This is a genomic window from Syntrophales bacterium, assembly GCA_023229765.1.
Lineage (GTDB): Bacteria > Desulfobacterota > Syntrophia > Syntrophales > UBA5619 > DYTH01.
Genome location: JALNYO010000003.1, coordinates 137,597 through 154,748 on the forward strand (window position 1 = coordinate 137,597; position 17,152 = coordinate 154,748).

Annotated in this window: 21 protein-coding genes; 3 read left to right on the forward strand and 18 right to left on the reverse strand. The window is 48.2% G+C overall.

Going from position 1 to position 17,152, the window contains the following annotated elements; all coding sequences use genetic code 11:
- Positions 1 to 66: 66 nt before the first annotated feature.
- From M0P74_03290 to M0P74_03300, 3 genes are all read right to left on the reverse strand, one after another.
- Positions 67 to 714: a cytochrome b/b6 domain-containing protein gene (locus M0P74_03290; GenBank protein MCK9362615.1), complete on the reverse strand. Its 648-nt coding sequence runs from the start codon at positions 712 to 714 to the stop codon at positions 67 to 69.
- Positions 711 to 2,375 (reverse strand): hypothetical protein, encoded by a 1,665-nt coding sequence (locus M0P74_03295; protein ID MCK9362616.1) that lies wholly within the window; start codon positions 2,373 to 2,375, stop codon positions 711 to 713. Before M0P74_03295 ends, M0P74_03290 begins: the two co-directional genes overlap by 4 nt.
- Before the next feature lie 239 nt (positions 2,376 to 2,614).
- Entirely contained in the window at positions 2,615 to 3,355 is a 741-nt protein-coding gene (locus tag M0P74_03300; GenBank protein MCK9362617.1) for a P-loop NTPase, read from the reverse strand.
- 818 nt (positions 3,356 to 4,173) lie between these two features.
- On the opposite strand from M0P74_03300, the gene M0P74_03305 reads away from it, so the two are divergent.
- On the forward strand, positions 4,174 to 5,370 hold the full coding sequence (locus tag M0P74_03305) for an ABC transporter substrate-binding protein (protein MCK9362618.1): 1,197 nt from the start codon (positions 4,174 to 4,176) through the stop codon (positions 5,368 to 5,370).
- Positions 5,371 to 5,459: 89 nt separating this feature from the next.
- Here M0P74_03305 and M0P74_03310 read toward each other — a convergent pair whose 3' ends face one another.
- Together M0P74_03310 and lexA are read right to left on the reverse strand one after the other, a co-directional pair.
- Positions 5,460 to 5,690, reverse strand: coding sequence for a hypothetical protein (locus M0P74_03310; protein MCK9362619.1), 231 nt, complete (start codon positions 5,688 to 5,690; stop codon positions 5,460 to 5,462).
- A 192-nt stretch (positions 5,691 to 5,882) separates the two neighbouring features.
- Positions 5,883 to 6,470: a transcriptional repressor LexA gene (lexA, locus tag M0P74_03315; GenBank protein ID MCK9362620.1), complete on the reverse strand. Its 588-nt coding sequence runs from the start codon at positions 6,468 to 6,470 to the stop codon at positions 5,883 to 5,885.
- Positions 6,471 to 6,599: 129 nt separating this feature from the next.
- On the opposite strand from lexA, the gene M0P74_03320 reads away from it, so the two are divergent.
- Positions 6,600 to 7,409, forward strand: coding sequence for a glutaminyl-peptide cyclotransferase (locus M0P74_03320; GenBank protein ID MCK9362621.1), 810 nt, complete (start codon positions 6,600 to 6,602; stop codon positions 7,407 to 7,409).
- Between the two features lie 171 nt (positions 7,410 to 7,580).
- Here M0P74_03320 and M0P74_03325 read toward each other — a convergent pair whose 3' ends face one another.
- Positions 7,581 to 8,258 (reverse strand): DUF6515 family protein, encoded by a 678-nt coding sequence (locus tag M0P74_03325; GenBank protein ID MCK9362622.1) that lies wholly within the window; start codon positions 8,256 to 8,258, stop codon positions 7,581 to 7,583.
- A 99-nt stretch (positions 8,259 to 8,357) separates the two neighbouring features.
- Complete coding sequence (locus M0P74_03330; GenBank protein MCK9362623.1) at positions 8,358 to 8,843, reverse strand: hypothetical protein; 486 nt, start codon at positions 8,841 to 8,843, stop codon at positions 8,358 to 8,360.
- Between the two features lie 454 nt (positions 8,844 to 9,297).
- Between M0P74_03330 and M0P74_03335 the strand changes: the two genes are divergently transcribed.
- Positions 9,298 to 10,335: a DHH family phosphoesterase gene (locus tag M0P74_03335; GenBank protein MCK9362624.1), complete on the forward strand. Its 1,038-nt coding sequence runs from the start codon at positions 9,298 to 9,300 to the stop codon at positions 10,333 to 10,335.
- Between the two features lie 23 nt (positions 10,336 to 10,358).
- Here the strand turns inward: M0P74_03335 and M0P74_03340 are convergent, their stop codons facing one another.
- The 11 genes from M0P74_03340 to M0P74_03390 form a co-directional block, all read right to left on the reverse strand.
- Entirely contained in the window at positions 10,359 to 10,643 is a 285-nt protein-coding gene (locus M0P74_03340; GenBank protein MCK9362625.1) for a zinc ribbon domain-containing protein, read from the reverse strand.
- A 28-nt stretch (positions 10,644 to 10,671) separates the two neighbouring features.
- Positions 10,672 to 11,205: a hypothetical protein gene (locus M0P74_03345; GenBank protein ID MCK9362626.1), complete on the reverse strand. Its 534-nt coding sequence runs from the start codon at positions 11,203 to 11,205 to the stop codon at positions 10,672 to 10,674.
- A 214-nt stretch (positions 11,206 to 11,419) separates the two neighbouring features.
- Entirely contained in the window at positions 11,420 to 12,208 is a 789-nt protein-coding gene (locus M0P74_03350) for a DUF4384 domain-containing protein (protein MCK9362627.1), read from the reverse strand.
- A gap of 118 nt (positions 12,209 to 12,326) precedes the next feature.
- On the reverse strand, positions 12,327 to 13,403 hold the full coding sequence (locus tag M0P74_03355; GenBank protein MCK9362628.1) for a D-alanine--D-alanine ligase: 1,077 nt from the start codon (positions 13,401 to 13,403) through the stop codon (positions 12,327 to 12,329).
- A gap of 2 nt (positions 13,404 to 13,405) precedes the next feature.
- Positions 13,406 to 14,170, reverse strand: coding sequence for a DUF1446 domain-containing protein (locus tag M0P74_03360; GenBank protein MCK9362629.1), 765 nt, complete (start codon positions 14,168 to 14,170; stop codon positions 13,406 to 13,408).
- A gap of 243 nt (positions 14,171 to 14,413) precedes the next feature.
- Positions 14,414 to 14,770: a DUF2442 domain-containing protein gene (locus tag M0P74_03365; protein MCK9362630.1), complete on the reverse strand. Its 357-nt coding sequence runs from the start codon at positions 14,768 to 14,770 to the stop codon at positions 14,414 to 14,416.
- A gap of 326 nt (positions 14,771 to 15,096) precedes the next feature.
- Positions 15,097 to 15,429 carry a quaternary ammonium compound efflux SMR transporter SugE gene (sugE, locus tag M0P74_03370; protein ID MCK9362631.1) on the reverse strand — a complete coding sequence of 111 codons (333 nt, stop codon included), beginning with the start codon at positions 15,427 to 15,429 and terminating at the stop codon, positions 15,097 to 15,099.
- Positions 15,430 to 15,515: 86 nt separating this feature from the next.
- Positions 15,516 to 15,851, reverse strand: a complete 336-nt coding sequence (locus M0P74_03375; protein MCK9362632.1) for a type II toxin-antitoxin system PemK/MazF family toxin — start codon at positions 15,849 to 15,851, stop codon at positions 15,516 to 15,518.
- A complete protein-coding gene (locus M0P74_03380; GenBank protein ID MCK9362633.1) occupies positions 15,836 to 16,078 on the reverse strand; it encodes a ribbon-helix-helix domain-containing protein in 243 nt (80 codons plus the stop codon). The genes M0P74_03375 and M0P74_03380 overlap by 16 nt, the downstream gene beginning before the upstream one ends.
- A gap of 176 nt (positions 16,079 to 16,254) precedes the next feature.
- Positions 16,255 to 16,629 (reverse strand): type II toxin-antitoxin system PemK/MazF family toxin, encoded by a 375-nt coding sequence (locus M0P74_03385; protein MCK9362634.1) that lies wholly within the window; start codon positions 16,627 to 16,629, stop codon positions 16,255 to 16,257.
- A complete protein-coding gene (locus M0P74_03390) occupies positions 16,623 to 16,880 on the reverse strand; it encodes a hypothetical protein (GenBank protein ID MCK9362635.1) in 258 nt (85 codons plus the stop codon). The genes M0P74_03385 and M0P74_03390 overlap by 7 nt, the downstream gene beginning before the upstream one ends.
- Between the last annotated feature and the right edge of the window lie 272 nt (positions 16,881 to 17,152).

Sequence of the window (17,152 nt, forward strand, 5' to 3'; positions counted from 1 at the left end):
CGGGATTTTGGCAATAAGGATACCGGAAATTCAGAGATTGCTCTTATCTTAACCCTGTGAATGTTCTTATTCCTCTTCCTCCGAGACCTCTTCATAGCCGACGATCATGGATTTGATATGATCAAAAATATGATGTCCCATGGTTGTCATGTAGAGATGGACAAGAAAGTTTAACAGGCAGAGGTAAGCGGCGATAACGTGCAGGGCGTCCAACATACGGATACCGCCGAAATGTTCTATTGTCTCCCTGAAGAAGAAGATGTCGCTGAAGAGAACGCCGCTGATAATCAGGACAAGAACGACAAACGGCAGGACTATCCCGTACGTGAGTTTTTGCAAAGGGTTGAACTTCCCCTCCGGTGTGGAGACGAAGGGATTCTTTTCCCCTTTGAACAAACCGATCACATAATAGCGAGCCTGTCTTATCATAACGGGTATATCGGATGGACGAAAGAGGTAGTGCCGTAGGTAACTGCCGCTGATAATAACATATACGAGCCAGAAGAGGAAAGATGCAGCCAACGCAAATCCGGCGTATTTATGGATTAAAACGGCGTTAGTGTAATTGGGAAACCATATGCCGAGGCTTTTTGCGAGAGTCTCAGTGCCAGGCGCCCGGAGCTGGATTCCGGTAATCGTCAGCAGAATGATAATAGCGGCGTTAATCCAATGCCAGCAGCGGATGGTGAATGTATGCAGATAAACCTTCTTCATCGCTTTACCACCAATATTCTTAAGAGGGCATGAACCATGCACCCGAGCAAAGCCAGAATCAGCAGACAGATGCCGGCCAGGTCTATGAGCTTGAACCCGAGCCCTTTGATGTAAGACGTCCAATCTGCCGGTGCCTTGTGGATGAGTATGGATATATCATCCTTGGTAATTTTTTGTTCACCAAGCAGATAAATATCCATGGCCATCGCCAATGGATAGGTTGACAAAAGCGTGCCCTTTACCGGTGCGTAAAAATGCGCTTCCTTGCCGGGGAGGTTTAGATAGACCGAATTGTAAAAGGATGCTTGAGCTGAATGGCAAACGACGCAGTCCTTCTCTCTGAGTCGGGTAACCGAATAGTCATGATGGACCTTTGTAACAACAATCTCTGCGTCAATCGATACGCCGTTATTCATTTTTTGGTTCAAGTCTTTCAGCAAACTGCCTATATCTTTGCCCTTTAGGATGTCTTCGGTATATTTATTGATCACCGAACTCACCTTTATGTCATGGCCAAACGCCCCCTCAAAATCTGCATAGGTCAATGCCGTTTTTTTATCCCCATTCTTCTTTTGGAAAAAAAAGACCATACTTTTTTCCGAGCCGGGGCTGTGACAAGATGTGCATTCAAGGTATTTAAAGTGGAGAGCGGTATTAGGCAGCCATTTATGTTTGGAAATATAATCTTTATGGCAACGTGAGCAGACCGCTACCCTCTCCCTTGCATTATACTCCTTATACGATTTTATCAGGTGAGGGTTGTGGCAGTCAGTGCAGAGGGCGGAATCTTGTTTGCCGTGGAGAGAATTCTTGTAGGTATGATAGACATTCTCGTGGCAAAGGATGCACACCCCGTCGGATATTTTTTGCTGGGAGGTATGACAATCTGTGCAGGTAACGCCTTGTTTTCCGTGGACAGTTTTTTCGAAATCGTGCAACGACGGAAACTCAGGAATAAAAACCCCCGGCTCCATCTGAATACTGTAGCCTGCTTCACCGTTAATCTTTGCCGTGGCGTTTGCAAACCTTGTTCTTTTTTCGTGACATTCACTGCAGTCCGCAGGTTTGGGCGTGATGCCATGGATATTTCCGTAAGACCAGTATTGGCGGTCGATACTCGAGCCTTTGAATTTGTGTTCGAGCAGATACTCCAGGGTATGCCATTCGGTCTCGTCAATGAAACCATTTCCGTCGTTGTCAACATCCTTTTTGTCCAGAAAGGCGCCGGCCGGCAGATTAATCGTTGCGGTTACCCCGCTTTTTTCAGGTATGCCATGACAGGCAGTACAATTTAACGTTGCCAGATGCTTGGCCCGGGAGGGGAGTGTTGCATGGGAGGCCTGGGAATGGCAGGATGTGCAATCATTTGCTTTTATTGCTTTGTGTACATTGTGGCAGCTAATACAATCAAGGCCTCTGTCGGTATGAACACTTTTTTTGAAACTATCTGAAGCTTTGCCGTGGCACTTGCTGCAAACCGGCGGCGCTGGTTTTTCCTTATGGGGAAACGCTGCAATCTCGGTGTGACAATCGTTGCAGGAGACACCCTTGTGAGAGGCGGTTTTTTTAAATTCTCCATGACAATCGGTGCAATTTTCGTTTGTGGGGAACGCCCATAAGGGCGAGGCGAGGAAAAGAACTAACAAAAGAAAAAAACGCATATGCCCCCCGATAAAAACTCCAAAGGCCAACAACGGAGCACATCATAGGGGTATTTTTTTTTTTGTCAAGGATATTTTTTTAAAAAATAAATATTTTTTTAAAATAGATAGTTACATTTTTCGATAGTGGAACAGGGGCAATGTATGAAGTAAAGGTCCACGGCTTCGTGAAATTCCGGATGCTGGGCTGTGCCTTTATCATTAGGGCGTGATCCAAAGTGCTTCCCAACCCCTGGTTTTCATTTTTTTAGGGCCGAAATAAGCTTAGCCGCAACTTTATCCAGATTTTCCCTTTCCTCGAGATCGAGCACCGAGGATGACTCCAATTGCCGCAAGGTGAGGGAGGAAAGCACCGGTATCGTTGCGGTAAGCGGCGGGAGTCCCGGAATATCTGGAAGTCGGAAATCTGAAGGCGCCCGATTTATGATAAGCGCCTGACGTTCCAGCCCCATTTGTCTTGCCAGAACGCTGATCCGGGCCGCTGTCTGCAGACCCCTCATGCTCGGTTCGCTCACCACAATCAGACCATCGACGTATTCTATGGTTCCACGTCCCAAATGTTCAACGCCCGCCTCCAGATCCACGATTATCCACTGTCTGTTTTCAACTATCAGATGGGCGAGCAGGGCCTTCACTAAGGCATTGGGGGAACAGGCACAGCCGCTTCCGGCGTCGGCAATGGTACCCATGACCATAAACTTCAAGTTCCCAACCTGTTTGGAAATTTTGTCCGGAAGATCGTCAACCTTGGGATTGATCTGGAAGAAGCCCTCGCCGACCCGCTCTTTTATAAGCTCCTTGTTCTGAATCAGCGGTATTGGTATGTCGTTTTCCTTCAGTCCCAGCGCCTGTCCCAGGGACAGGGCCGTGTCGGCATCGAGGAGCATAACCTCTTCCCCCTGGCGGGCCAGATAGTCCCCCAGCCAAACCGTTAAGGATGTTTTTCCCACCCCGCCTTTTCCCGCTATCGCAAGCTTCATGTCAGCCCCCTAACTTTTATTTATGCTGTTTCTTTCGGCTAACTTCCGCCGCTCTCGGGACATCTCCCAGACTAAACACTGCGTTCTGAATTGGCAGTACAGTTTTGGATCGAGACAGTTGCAGCAGTAAAGTGAATCGGTACATTCGCAACATTCCTGGCAGAATCCCGTCTGGTGTTTTTGGCAGATCGCGATTGCCTCCCGATCTGGATGTTTTTTGCACTTCATCTTAATGTCCTTTTCCCAATAATGCTATCTTTAAATCTTTTTGTGGTAACGCTTAACCTTTAAGCAATCATTTAGAGTTAGAGCAAATAATTGCGTAAACCTTTGCACAGCTAACACGATTTACTTCGCCAGTAAACAAAAAAATCTTTCTCCTGCGCAAACCGATTCCGTTGTGCGTCAGCGAAAAATATTTTTAACTTGACACAATTGCAAAACCATTTGTCATTCCCGAATGTCTCTATCGGGAATATGGTTTTTCAAGCCGTTAGAACCAGATTCCCGCTCAGAATCGTTGCGGGAATGACAAGAATGGGGAGTTTTGCAATTACCTCTTGACACGAATTTACCGCTTTGGTAGTCTGAAGATGGTTTTGTCCTGTCAGATAAAAGGCGAAAATAGCGGAATTGTTATTCTCGGCATACAAGTAAAATTAGGAACTTGTGCGTGGAGGACAAATTTACCGCTTTGGTATTCTCTCGCAAATGTAATTATCCCTTACTTTTGGGATATGTTTGCAGACCTTACTTTCCAAAAGAAAATCACGTCGTAAAAAAGCTTTATAGCTGCACTTAACGGTGGAGGTGTTATCATGGCTGGGCGTTATTTCCGTTGGTTTACTGCAGGGTTGATCTTTGCGTTTCTGGTGGGTGGCGTTTCCCCGGCTTTTGCCGTCAAGGTGGGGATAGTTCTGCCTCTTACCGGGGCAGAGTCTAAATTTGGTGAGATTGAGAAAAGATCTTTTGAAATGGCGCTGGAGGAGATAAACAAAGCCGGCGGCATCAAGGGGGAAAAGCTGGAGTTTGTCATTGCTGACGATACCGGAAACCCTGACGTAGGCCGCACTGTTGTGGAAAGATTGATTGCCAGAGACAAGGTGGTTATGGTTGGCGGCGGCTACAGCAGTTCTGTCACCTATGCAATCGCCAAGGCCTGCCAGCAAAAAAGGATGCCCTTCCTGGTCAACACCGGCGCCGCTGATAACATTACGGCCTCCAATTGGGACTATATCTACCGCCTCAATCCTCCGGTAAGTGAATACACCGGGGCGCTCGAATCGCTTTTGACGGAGGTGATAAAACCCCGGACGGTTGCCATTCTTCATGAGAACACCCTTTTCGGAAACTCGGGCGCCGCTTCTTTTGAGGCTGCCTGTAAGAGATTGGGTTTTAAGGTTGTCCTCAAAGAGGGTTACGATGCCCTGGGGATCGATTTTAAGCCGCTTTTGTCGAAGGTGAAGCAGCTTAATCCGGATGTCGTTTATATGATCTCCTACATCATGGATGCCTCTTTGCTCATGAACCAGTCCAAGGAATTGAAAATCACGCCGAAGATGTTCATCGGGGGGGCTGCCGGTTTTACGATGCAGGAATTCAAGAACAACACCGGGAATGTCGTCTGTATGCTTATCTCCGCCGCTCCTTGGCATCAGTCGCTGAAATATCCCGGCGCTATGGACTATTTTAACAAGTTCAAGGGAAAATACAAAACCGATACGGAATACCACGGTGCGGAGGCTTATGCCGCGACATACGTCATCGCCGATGTATTGAAGCGCGCCAAATCATACCGCAATGAAGATATTAAAAAAGCCTTGTCCGCGACGGACATGATGACCGCATTTGGCCCTGTAAAGTTCATATCTTATGGCAAAATGAAAAATCAGAACAAGGTGCCGACCTATGTTGTGCAGTGGATAAATGGCAAACTTGAACTTGTTTGGCCTGCCAATATTGCGACCAAAAAGTTAGTTTATCCTGTGGATTGGCTTAATACCTGGAGATATTAGTCGTTATAAATGTTTTGCGTATATTGATGGTGTTTATGTAAATAAAATTAACACTGTCCGAGTTCGTCAGAATATATTTCGCTGTCGATTTATCGGATAAAGATTAAGACTAAGGGGTAAAGAAAACAGATAAAGGCGGCCGCGAGCAGGTAACGGCAGAGGCTGTCTATTCCTCCATTAAGGAGATATCCCTTGTCCCAGTCCGTTGTTTTTATGAAAAGACGGAAACGGGCAAGCGCTATCCGAAAGGAAAAATCCCCGCAGGACGTCTTCGCCTGCTCACTTATGGTCCCTTTGAAAATCGTTGCGACATTCTGCATATCTTTATCCTTTGATTAATTCCCCTGCAAACGACAATATTTTTATAAATATATCATTATGAGGCAATTGCAAAACCATTTGTCATTCCCGAATGTCTCTATCGGGAATATGGTTTTTCAAGCAGTTAGAACCAGATTCCCGCTCAGAATCGTTGCGGGAATGACAAGAATGGGGAGTTTTGCAATTACCTCTCATGTATGGTATTTACGGATAGAAGCTGTCACAATGCCGCCTATCTTCAGTTCCTGGCTCGGTCTAATCGGGGGATATCCGGCATTGGCTGATTCCAGTACAACCTCCTTGTCATGCTTCCGGAAGTACTTCATGGTCCACGCTCCGTCAACCTCGGCTATTACAATATCACCGTTTTTCGGTTCCCGGCCCTTTTCGACAATTACGAGATCCCCCTCAATAATTCCCGCCCCATTCATCGAATCGCCGCTCACCTGAAGCAGGAAGGAGGCATCCGGCCGTGCGACAAGGTATTCGTCCATAGACACGATGTCGCAGAGCGCCTCTTCTTCCGGGGAAGGGAACCCCGCCTTGATTGAACCTAATACCGGGATGGCGAAGGGTGAGGAAACCAGACTGAGATGATTTTTACCATCTTTGACAAGCAGGCCGGAGGCGAGCAGTTTTTCAATCCAGAAATGGACGACGCTCTTCGATCTGACTTCGAGCAGGGCGATCATTTCCGTATATGACGGCATGCGTCTGTTTTCCCGAAAGAAGGCGGCGATGATTTTCTGAACCGATTCGATTGTTCGTTTTTCTTTCATGGTTTCTTTCTATAGAACTTTCGTTCTATTGTCAAGGAAATTCTTTTGACATATTATCCCAGCCGTGCATTTTCTTATTGACAGATATTTTGCTGGAATAAACGAGGTCAAGTCAACAAAGGAGGCCGCATGTCAAAGCGGATAATATGGCGAGTAACTGTGCTGCTTTTGCTCCTTCTTCCTGTCCTGTCGGCAGCTGCGGGGGGGCAGAAAGGCGAACGGAGGAATCCGGACGGGGCCGGCTTTTACTCTTATCGGGTTGTCCGTTCTTACCCCCATGACCGAGGCGCCTTTACCCAGGGTCTGGTTTATGACGCCGGTTTTTTTTATGAAGGGACGGGGCTTAACGGCCGCTCCACACTGCGCAAGGTGGAACCGACTTCTGGAGGCGTCGTCAAGAAGATATCCCTGGCGCCGTCCTTTTTCGGGGAGGGTATCGCCGTTTCCGGGGAGCGCATTATCCAGCTTACCTGGCTTTCCCAAACAGGGTTTGTCTATAAGAAGGATACCTTTGAGCTGCTCGGTAAATTCTCATACAACTACGAGGGCTGGGGGGCGACCTGTAATAATAAAGAGCTTATTATCAGCGATGGAACGGATCTGCTGCATTTTTGGAATGCCGATACTCTCCTGGAAACGAAGACAGTCCGCGTCCATGACGGCCGTTATCCGGTAAATGGTCTTAATGAATTGGAATATGTGCGAGGAGATATTTACGCCAATCTCTGGCCGACGAGTTATATCGCCGTCATTAACCCCCGAACTGGAAGCGTCAAGGGCTGGCTGGATATGAGCGGATTACTGTCCGCAACCGATGCGCAGGGGGCCGATGTTTTAAACGGCATAGCCTACGATGCCAAGAGGGACCATCTGTTCGTTACCGGGAAATTATGGCCGAAAATATTTGAGATAGAGTTGATCGGTAAAAAGCCGCGCTGACGACTGTCCGGGGGCTCCTCTAACAGGGGCAATAGTGGTGCAGGCGGGACATGTAGTGGTGGAGGCGTAAGATAGAGGGTGAAGATAACGGACAAAAAATCGGCGTCATGCTTTAATGTATGACGCCGATTCTGCTTTTACGATTCCTGTTCAGCAGGCGGGAAGAACAAACTATTTCACTGTATAGCCGCGGCCATCAAGACAGGCAGACATAGCCCTCAGATAATCCGCCCGATTGTCGCTTCTTTGCGAGGTTGTGCTGCCGGTTTGCGGTTGCGTGGGATCATAGCCGGTCTGACTTACCGCCCAGCTATGACATTGATAACGATCATCCGCCTGCTGCTTTTCGTCCTGGCCGTTGCGGGGATAGATGAAAAGCTGTTCTGCCGGCGGCGGGGTTTGACTCACCGCGTTTTCCGTTGGCGGATCGACTACCCTGTAGCCGTCTGCATAGTGAGTGTAATAGACCTCGTTTGCATAGTAGTAAGGTACGCCTCCCACCCAGATTGTCGCATAATAGGGAGGCAGGAAACTGACAAAGAGGCCTATCGGAGGAGCTATTACAGTAAAACGTCCTCCATTCGGCCGGTACCAGGCGCCATCGTAAAAGTAATAGCGGGCGCCCCTGTAAGTAACGGCGTGGCGGTTGCGGGGGATTTCCCGCACTATCTGGCCGCGCGCCGGATAGGAGCGCTCAAGATGGTACCGTGAATCGCGGAATTCACGACGTGGGTTCCGCTCACGACGATCAGCCGCATCGGCGGCAGTCAGGATAAACAGTGTTAATAACGAAAAAATTACGATGATTAAACATATTGAAAATATTCCGATTTTGTTTCTGCGATCCATACAAGGTTCCTCCCTGAAATAGTGTTGTTCGGCGTTTTAAAGTTTTAAGTATCGGAGATGCACCCTTAAAGAATTGTGCCGGGAACTGTCAGGGGTGATTCATTTCACATTATATCCGCGGCCTTCGAGACAGGCGGACATTGCCCTCCGAAAGTTCATTTCCTTTTCGGCAAATTGGGCGGTGCGGGTTTGGTCTTGGGCGGCGTAAGCGGACTGCTGCTGCTTTGCAGCTTCCAGCCTTGCCGAATCAGAGGCGGCGCCGACTATTGCGCCCCCGGTTGCGCCGATGATAGCTCCACCCGGGGCATTTCTTCTGCCCCCGAGGATTGCCCCCAAAACTGCGCCGGCGATCGCCAAAGTCGCAGTATCGTAGCCCGGAGGGGGCATCGGCACCAGCCGGACGCGATCATCTGTCGGAACCTGGGAGGTTGCCGGGTCGAAGCCGGTTTCCTTTACCGCCCAGTTGTAACATTCATAGTGATCGCGCCCCTGCTGCTCTTTCGTTTGTCCCTCTTTCGGGTAAAAATAGACCTGTGCGGCAACACTGCCCTGTCTGTTTGGGCTGGATGTAGGGATGGGCTGCAAATCTCCACGATACTCACTTCTGTAACATCCTGACAAAATGAGTATAACCACAATAAATGCAAAAGAAAATTTGTTACTTGCGATTTTTACCCGAAATTCTGAAACAGTCATCATCACCACCTCGTTAAATATCTTTCAGTTGTAACTATACATAAAAAAGAGAATAAGTTGCAAGAGGCATTTTTCAGGAGGCCCTTTTATACGCTCTGAATTATAAAAAGGACAGCGTGCCAGGAAGACGGCGGCTCTGTATAATTGCCAGCAGAAGAATTTGTCAAAAACCACAGGCGCCTGTTTTTACAAGGATAAAGCATGCCGGTCATTATCAAAAGAGCTCTTTATGGTTTTATCGGCAGCGGAAGAAGTTTTTATACTTGCAAAAAAAGATGATGAGGTAGTAGATACAGTCAAAATTCAACCTCCAGCAGGGAAGAAAATAGATCAGGACGAATCCATGAGACGTATCGAATCACTTTTAGAAAAAAAAGAGGAAACCGTTCTCAACGTCTTTCAACTGAAGACAATGCTCCAGGAAAACGATACGCTGGCGATTCTGATATACGGCAGTCCCGATCCTGATGCAGTTGCCTCGGCGATGGCGCTAAGGGAATTGCTCAATCAGACTAAGCCGCTTGCCAAGTGTGTCTTTGTTGCCACCGAGCAGGTCATACGCCAGCAAAACGCCGAATTTATCAAGGAGATGAAGGTTGAAATACAGATGCTTGACAAGACTGATTTGAAGGAATATCGCCTTGTTGCGGTTGTGGATGCCCAGCCGACCTTCTTTAGGGAAGCGCTCGCCGATATAAAACCCCAGATCGTTCTTGATCATCATCCCTGCCGGACAGTCTGGCATGCCTCGCTGGCCGATGTGCGTGCTGATTACGGGGCCCTGTCCACGATCATGACGGAATACCTTCTGGTTGCGCGCACCAGAATTCCCAAGCGTCTTTATACGGCGCTTCTGTATGGAATCAGGAGCGATACCAATAATTTCGAACGCGACGCAAGGCTGGAGGATGTAAGCGCCTATTATTTCAACTTTATGCATGCCAATCGGCAGCTCATACGGCGCATCGAGTTAAACCAGATACCGGATCGATTTCTCAGGTACTTCGATTATGCCCACAAGCACAAGCGTCGCTATCGTGATCGAGTGGTCTGTTTTCTCGGGGCGGTGGAGAGCGCCGATGTCTGCGTGCAGGTGGCCGATTTCTATATCCGGATAATCAATGTATTCCACGTAATAATTGCCGGCATGGTGAAGGATCGTCTTATCATTATTTTCCGAGGGGATGGCTATCGTCATGACTGCGGCGCTATTGCGATAAGAGCTTTCGGGAGCATCGGTTCCGCCGGCGGGCATCGCAGCGCCGCCCGGGTCGAGATCCCTCTGGATGCCATGAAAAACATCATAGGGGATGATCTCTCCCAGGATGCGGTTAATCATTTTCTTGTTCAGCAGCTCCGGCGGAAAAAAGGGACAAGTTAAAAAAACAAGCGATAGTCTTCTTTTTATTCCTTTTCTTTGGAGGAAGTTGCCTCGGCTGTTTTGGGCAGTGCCGCGGTCTCGGCAGGGGCGGTTTTTGCTTCGCTGCTTTTTTCCGTTACGGGCGCTTTCTTTCCGCCGTAATCGGTTGCGTACCAGCCGCCTCCCTTCAGGTGAAATGTTGAAAGCGACATTAATTTATGCACATGTCCGCCACAGGACTGGCATGTTTGTATCGGCTGAGCCGTTATTCCCTGGAAAACCTCAAATTCTTTACCACACTTTCGGCACTTGTACTCGTAAATCGGCATATAGACAAACCTCCCAAATATATATGTTCTATTGAAAAGGCTGCATCCGGTACCGGTCGCTGAAACAATCCAGAACCAGATTCATCTCGGCGTCAGCCAATGGTTTAAGCAGGTTTCTGGTGATCCGGTGGACCTTCTCCTCTTCGGATGTCTTTTCATCTCCCGTGGCGTAAAAATCACCCGCGCCCCTTTCGAAACGGATAACATGCACCAGTTCGTGCGTCGCAACGTACAACAGCAGCGGTGAAAGGCGGACGAAACTGTCTGCCCTTTTAACCGCGTCAAGGATAACGTCGTCCTGAAGGCAGATGCGGTAGAAAACTATAGCTTCATCACCATTCCTGTCATGTTCCCGTTCCTTGTTTAACTCATACTTGAAAAGATGAGCGAAGGTGCCGTCGCAAATCTCGTGTTTTTCGAGAAAGGCGCGTGTCTTGACGTCATACCGGTGTAATTCTTGCTCCCCGGCATTGATGCCAAAAAAACGCCGCGTCATTATCTCAGCCTCCGCAAAGGACTGCCGGGCCAAGGCTATCTGTTCCTGGCTGAAATATCTCTCCATCTGCTCACCCAACGAGGGCTTTGAATTACCCCTGAAATCCGGAAACCAGTCTTTTCAAGATCTTCTGGATCCCGGGTCAAGCCCGGAATGACAGAAAAGGGCGTTTTTCAAAGCTTTCCCAACATCTCTGTCAACCGGCGGTATTATATGCACTGAACATAAACTGTCAACCGCGGATATCGACCGTTTGGAAAAAGGGGAAAACATTGGATAGCTATTTGCGGGGTGTGGTTTTTATCTCCCACCGGGCCTCGCAGAATTCGGCAAGCTGTTCCTCGCCTGCCGGGATGATATGACGAACGCTTCTGCCGAAAAACTTTTCCGAACTCCTGTATTTAAAAATGCCCCCGGTTGTGGTTGTCAGGTTTACCTGGCTCATCGGCAGAGACGTCGCATAGACGACAAAACGAACCGTGCCGAAGGGGGGCTGTGCGGTCAAATTGTAGCGATCGCCCTCGTCAGGGATCAGGTAGCGCTTGCCTTTTTCGAAGGAGGACAACTGGCGGTAATTATTGGGGAGTATCTGGTGGACATTGCCTTTGGGGTCGATCTTGATGACCTTCCCCTGAAAGTCCCGATTCCCTTGCAGGTAAAGGACGATTTTTTCGCCATTTTTGTATTCTCTCTGATCAGTCCAGATGCGGATATCGAGAAACTCCGCCCGGTCGAGTGTCGCTGCTTCAGGGCGTTTTCCTGTCCTGGGGTTCTTGAGGATAAAGGTCCCCTCCGCCTCAATCCAGAGAAATGGTTTTTTGCTGCTGTCTGGGGTTGACAGCTCTTCTTGTTTCAATATCTTGACAAGACTGGCGGGTGTTTTGGCGAATTCGAAGTCGAGGTCTGCCCCCTTTTTACCGGCAAGACGATTCTGTATCTTTTCTATGGCGATCTGTTTGCCCCGTTTAGCCAGTCGGGCGGAGGCCTCTTTGCGAGCTGCTTTGCCATTAATGATTCCTGCCTTGATCCCCACGATAAACGAGCGAACCTCAGCATCCGGAAGGGACATGGGGGTCTCTGCCAACGCTGATGACCCAGACAAGAGCCAGGATGAAAGAACGATAAATATAACAAGCAAAAAACGGAATTTGGGGTGGAGCAGGAAAGAAAGTATCATGAAGCCTCCTTTATAAAGGTCCTTTTTTGTCTTTATGTACCTCCTTGGCGTATTCGATAATTCGGTCAATCAAGCCTGCCGGGGTAATCCCGACTGCCGCCGCCTGGTGGAAAAGGACGGTGGAGGGCGTCATCCCGGGAAGGGTATTTGGTTCGAGGACTGCTACCCGTCCGTCTTTTCGGACAAACATGTCGATTCGAGCGTATCCCTTTAAATCCAATGCCCGAAAGGCGGCAACTGCCGTCTCCCTGATTTTTTCAATCTGCTCATCCGGGAGCCGGGGCGGGGTTTTGTTTTCGCCCTGTCCGTAGAGAAACTTGTCCTCAAGGGAGAGTATCCCCTCAGTGGCGATGGTCTCGGAGGGCATGAGGGCCTCCGGATTTTCCACGCCGAGAATTCCGCAGGTAACCTCCGTCCCGGAGATGAATTCCTCGACAAGAACAACGCTGTCCCACAGAAAGGCGGTTTCTACCGCTTCGGCAATCCCCTCTGCGGCAACGACCTTGATTACCGCCGTGCTGCACCCTTCCCGGCAGGGTTTGACAACGCAGGGAAAGCCGATATCTCGTCCTATATCTCCTGTAATATCGGGGCTATTGTCTCTCCATTGTTTTTCCCGAATGGGTATCGTCCGCGGGACGTCGATCCCGCTTGCGGCGAGAATCTGCCGGGATACGTACTTGTCCATCCCGATTGCGGAAGAAAGAACCCCGGATCCGGTATAGGGGATTTTGAGGAGTTCGAGGAGCCCTTGCATGCACCCGTCCTCCCCGTATTTCCCGTGCAGTCCGTTGCAGACCACATCCACTCGCTCTTTCAGTGATTCATAGGGTATGGGTGTGGCTTCTGTCTTTAAATCATCCTCGATATCGCGCGTGCTGTTGCGCATCAGGAGTTTTACGGGAAGCTCCCAGAGAAGAGCGCAACTGTCCATAAATATGGCGATGGGCCTATATTTGCGGCGGTCAATCTTGCTGAAGATGTTCCGTCCGCTTTCCAGCGAAACCTCCTTTTCCGAGGAGAGTCCGCCCATGACGATCCCAACCCGGCATTTCGAAGTTGGCGACAGATCCTTGCTTTCGGTCATTATCAGAAGCTCACCGTCATGCCAACGTAAGGACCGGAAAACGTGGAATCAAGAAAAACGTCGTTGTGATCGATTTTTATGTGCAATATTTTATAGCCGGCATTGATTGCGACGAACGGGAACGGGGTAAGGGATAAATCAGCCAGTCCCTCTAACAGATAATTTCCCGAATAGAAGGCGCCGGTTAACTGGGCCCGCGCCTCCAGAAGCCCGGCGAGAATCCCGGCATGGGCGCCGGCGCCGATCATCGGGATGGGGACATTAATCGTGTATTCAGCTTTTGAAGCTGTGGCGGTATCGCGGATACTCGCCAGCCCGTCGATGTATTTTATCTGACCGACAGCGGAAAGAGAAAAGCCGGCGAGAACATTTTCAACATCCAGAAACCTATAACGGTATTGGAAATCGAGCATTTTCAGCTCAAGGTCGGTATCTACCGTTGCGCCAAAGGTTTTGCCATTGAAGTTTATCGGCGTCGTCAGTGTCTTTGAGCCTGAATAATCAATTGGTGTGTATGCCAAGCTGATTGTGTGTTTACCGATTCCCCCGAAGACCTCAACACTGGGGAAGGATTCGTTGTCCACCCCGAGATCATCCTTCAAATCCAACCTGGTTCCAACAACTCCGGTGTTGTCGGCCTTAACTTCCCCATCGAGGGAAGGGAACCAGTACAGGGCTCTGGCGCCTATTTCAAAAGCGCCGACCGGTATAGCCGCGACAAAAATCAGGATGAGAGCAAACAGGCCTGTGTAAAAAGATTTTTTCATGAAGTACCTCCTTGTCGTTCTTATGTTCGGGTCTTTAGAATACGTCTGCAACCACACCGCTTGCCATCTCTCATATCACCAACTCAATTTCTTTTCCAGATTATTTTGCAGGGTTAAAAACCTTTAGAGTACCGAATCGCTGCTACCCTGACCCCGTTATAGATGCTATTCTTCTATTTCATCTATTCGCAACAATTTATACCCCTCGAAAACTGTTCGGATATCAAGTTTTTTCACATAGCGTTAAGGGTAAGCGGCGGCAGGCTTTTTTGCCGTACGCTTGGCCCGTTTGTTGGCTGCCATTATCTTCGTTTCTGATTTCAGATTGTACTTGGCTGATAGTTGAGGCCTCGGAGCAGGAATACCGTATAGCATGCCTTCAGCACTGATATCCTCATCAATGTCTGGCCAATGCACGCCCTGGCCGTCTCCAATAATTTCCCAGTTTTTCCGCTGTTTGGACGTTGCCTCCAACAATCGCCATGACCAGGCAAGAGGAACGCTGATTGTCCGCCCATCCATGAGTTGAGCCATAATGGTGTCTTCGGTGACGCTAATATCCTTAATTCTCGCTTCTTGTATTTTCACCGCAGTGTTCATGCCATGCCTCCATGATGCTGTCTCTGTTCTTTAAGATTATCTCCCGTATGATATTGAGCTCTTTCGACGCAAAACCCTGATTCTTTGCCAAAGACAATGGTTGGATCCAGAATTTGCATACCATCCTTTCTCTCTGAACATGGACATGCATTCGCTCGTTGCAGTCGAAACTGTAAAAGAAAAACCGGTATGGTCCTGAAATATTGCTGACTGTCGGCATATCAAGCGTCCTATTAAATTACAGAAAGGATATGTGGTCGCTGTCCATGTTTGTTCTGTGGGGCTAACGGTTGCCATGAGCGGCCGCTACAGCGGTCCTGGCATTGTTATGAAGCCCCATGCGATGATGAAACCAATTTAAGGCCTGCTATCCCCGATATAATAAGACACAAGCAAATAATTCTACCTATTTCTCTCGATTCACCAAAAAGAAGCATACCTAATATCGCAACTCCAACCGCTCCGATTCCTGTCCATACAGCGTAGGCTGTACCTACTGGAATCTCTCTCATGGCGATTGACAACAGAAAAAGGCTAATCACCATGGATGCAACAGTCAGCAGGGACGGAAAGATTTTAGAGAGTCCTTCCGAATACTTGAGTCCTATTGCCCAACCACATTCAAACAATCCTGCAACTACTAGATATACCCATGCCATATGTAATTCCCCTTATTATATTTTGCTCATAATGAAACGCTCAGCCGGAGCAGCCCAGCGGGCTGCGATCGGCTGGATTGGCTTTGTTACGCAATTATTTCATTCAACCCTTCTATTGCCTGATTCATCTCTTCCAGAGATGTTTCACCAATGACTTTACCGATCCTCTCCACAGACAATGTTCGGATTTGACTGATTTTGAGCCATGATTTTTTGGGTAAATTGGGAGACTTCAGTTCAAGGGTTAACGGGAATCCAGCTTTTTGCGGCTGGCTTGTAATGGCCACAGCGATGACTGTACCTGAGCGTTCATTAAAAATGTCGTGGCTCAAAATGAGCACGGGGCGTAAGCCAGCCTGCTCATTCCCCCGCACGGGATTCAAATCCGCCCACCGAATTTCACCTCTCAATATTCTGGCCATTGGCTCATATCCTCAGCTAATCCTTCTTCCGCCATAGCTTTTTCAAATTTCGGATCGAGTTTTGCGCATTCCATAGATAGCCGGCTGCGCTTCATTCGGGCGAGTTTTTCGCGCACAGCATCACGGATTGCCTGGCTGCGATTTTGAAAATAATTTTCCTCGACCAGTCTATCCAATTCACTGATAAATTCGGCGTCCAATGTGATTGCTATTTTTGCTTTTCCCATAATCAACCTCCTTCTTTGGTATTCCATTATATCATACCAGCAAAAAAGGATTCAAATTTAATTTTGTGTTCTCTTGGCGTAACGGCGGAAATCAGGCGCGGGGCCAATGAGCGGGCCCGCAAGGCCACCGCGCCTCTTCCCGTCGCCTGAATTGACTGGTTAGCAGGAGGTTATCTTTATAGACATAATCTGCACCCTCCAACCTCTCGAGGTTCAGTGAGCAATTTTATGCCAGCAAGAATCTCCAGTATTCTTTTTTCTGACACCTGTCCTATTTTCTCCATTAAAGCAGATTTGTTGACTGTAAAAATTTGAGAAATGTTGACAACGCTTTGTTTCGAGAGATTTGCTTCACCTTTGTTCAACATGACATTGCCAGGAGCCTTTGCCCGGTTAAGGTTCGAAGTTAGAGAACAAACTACAGCAGTGTTTATTCTGCTATCATTGAATAAATTGTTTTGAATTACGATATGAGGATGGCGATATCCTGGCTCTGAACCTTTGGGCTCAGTAAGATCAACCCAATATATTTCACCTTGTTTAATTACCATGACTCTTGCTCAATAATTTTTTTGTGCTTTATACGCATGGATTCTGAAATTTCCCTTTCTTTTTCAGGAGGGAAGTCATCATACGCCTCGTTCAACTGAGCAAGCAAAGATTGATTCTCTTGTTTTTTCAGATAGTCCTGCACAGCCAAGGTAAAAACCTTGCTTCGGGAAACATGCAAGTCGTTGGATAATCTATTGACTTTTATGAGCAATTCTTCATCTAGTGATATTGCCGTTTTGACTCCAGGCATAAAACACCTCCAACCTAATGGATTTTCCTATGAACTTTATTATGCACATTATTTATACCCATGTCAATACCATTTATGGCTATAATTGGTATGTTTTATTTTGTTATCTGCTAACGGCGGAGCTATGCGGATTCCGCTTGAGCGATTTGTTGGACGAAGCCGCTACGCGGCGGAAAAACATTTAAAATCAGTGTATAACTCCCCGCGGCGTTCAATTCCGAGCGCCATAAACTACGGGAGGAATACCATGAACCAAACAGAAACGAATCGAT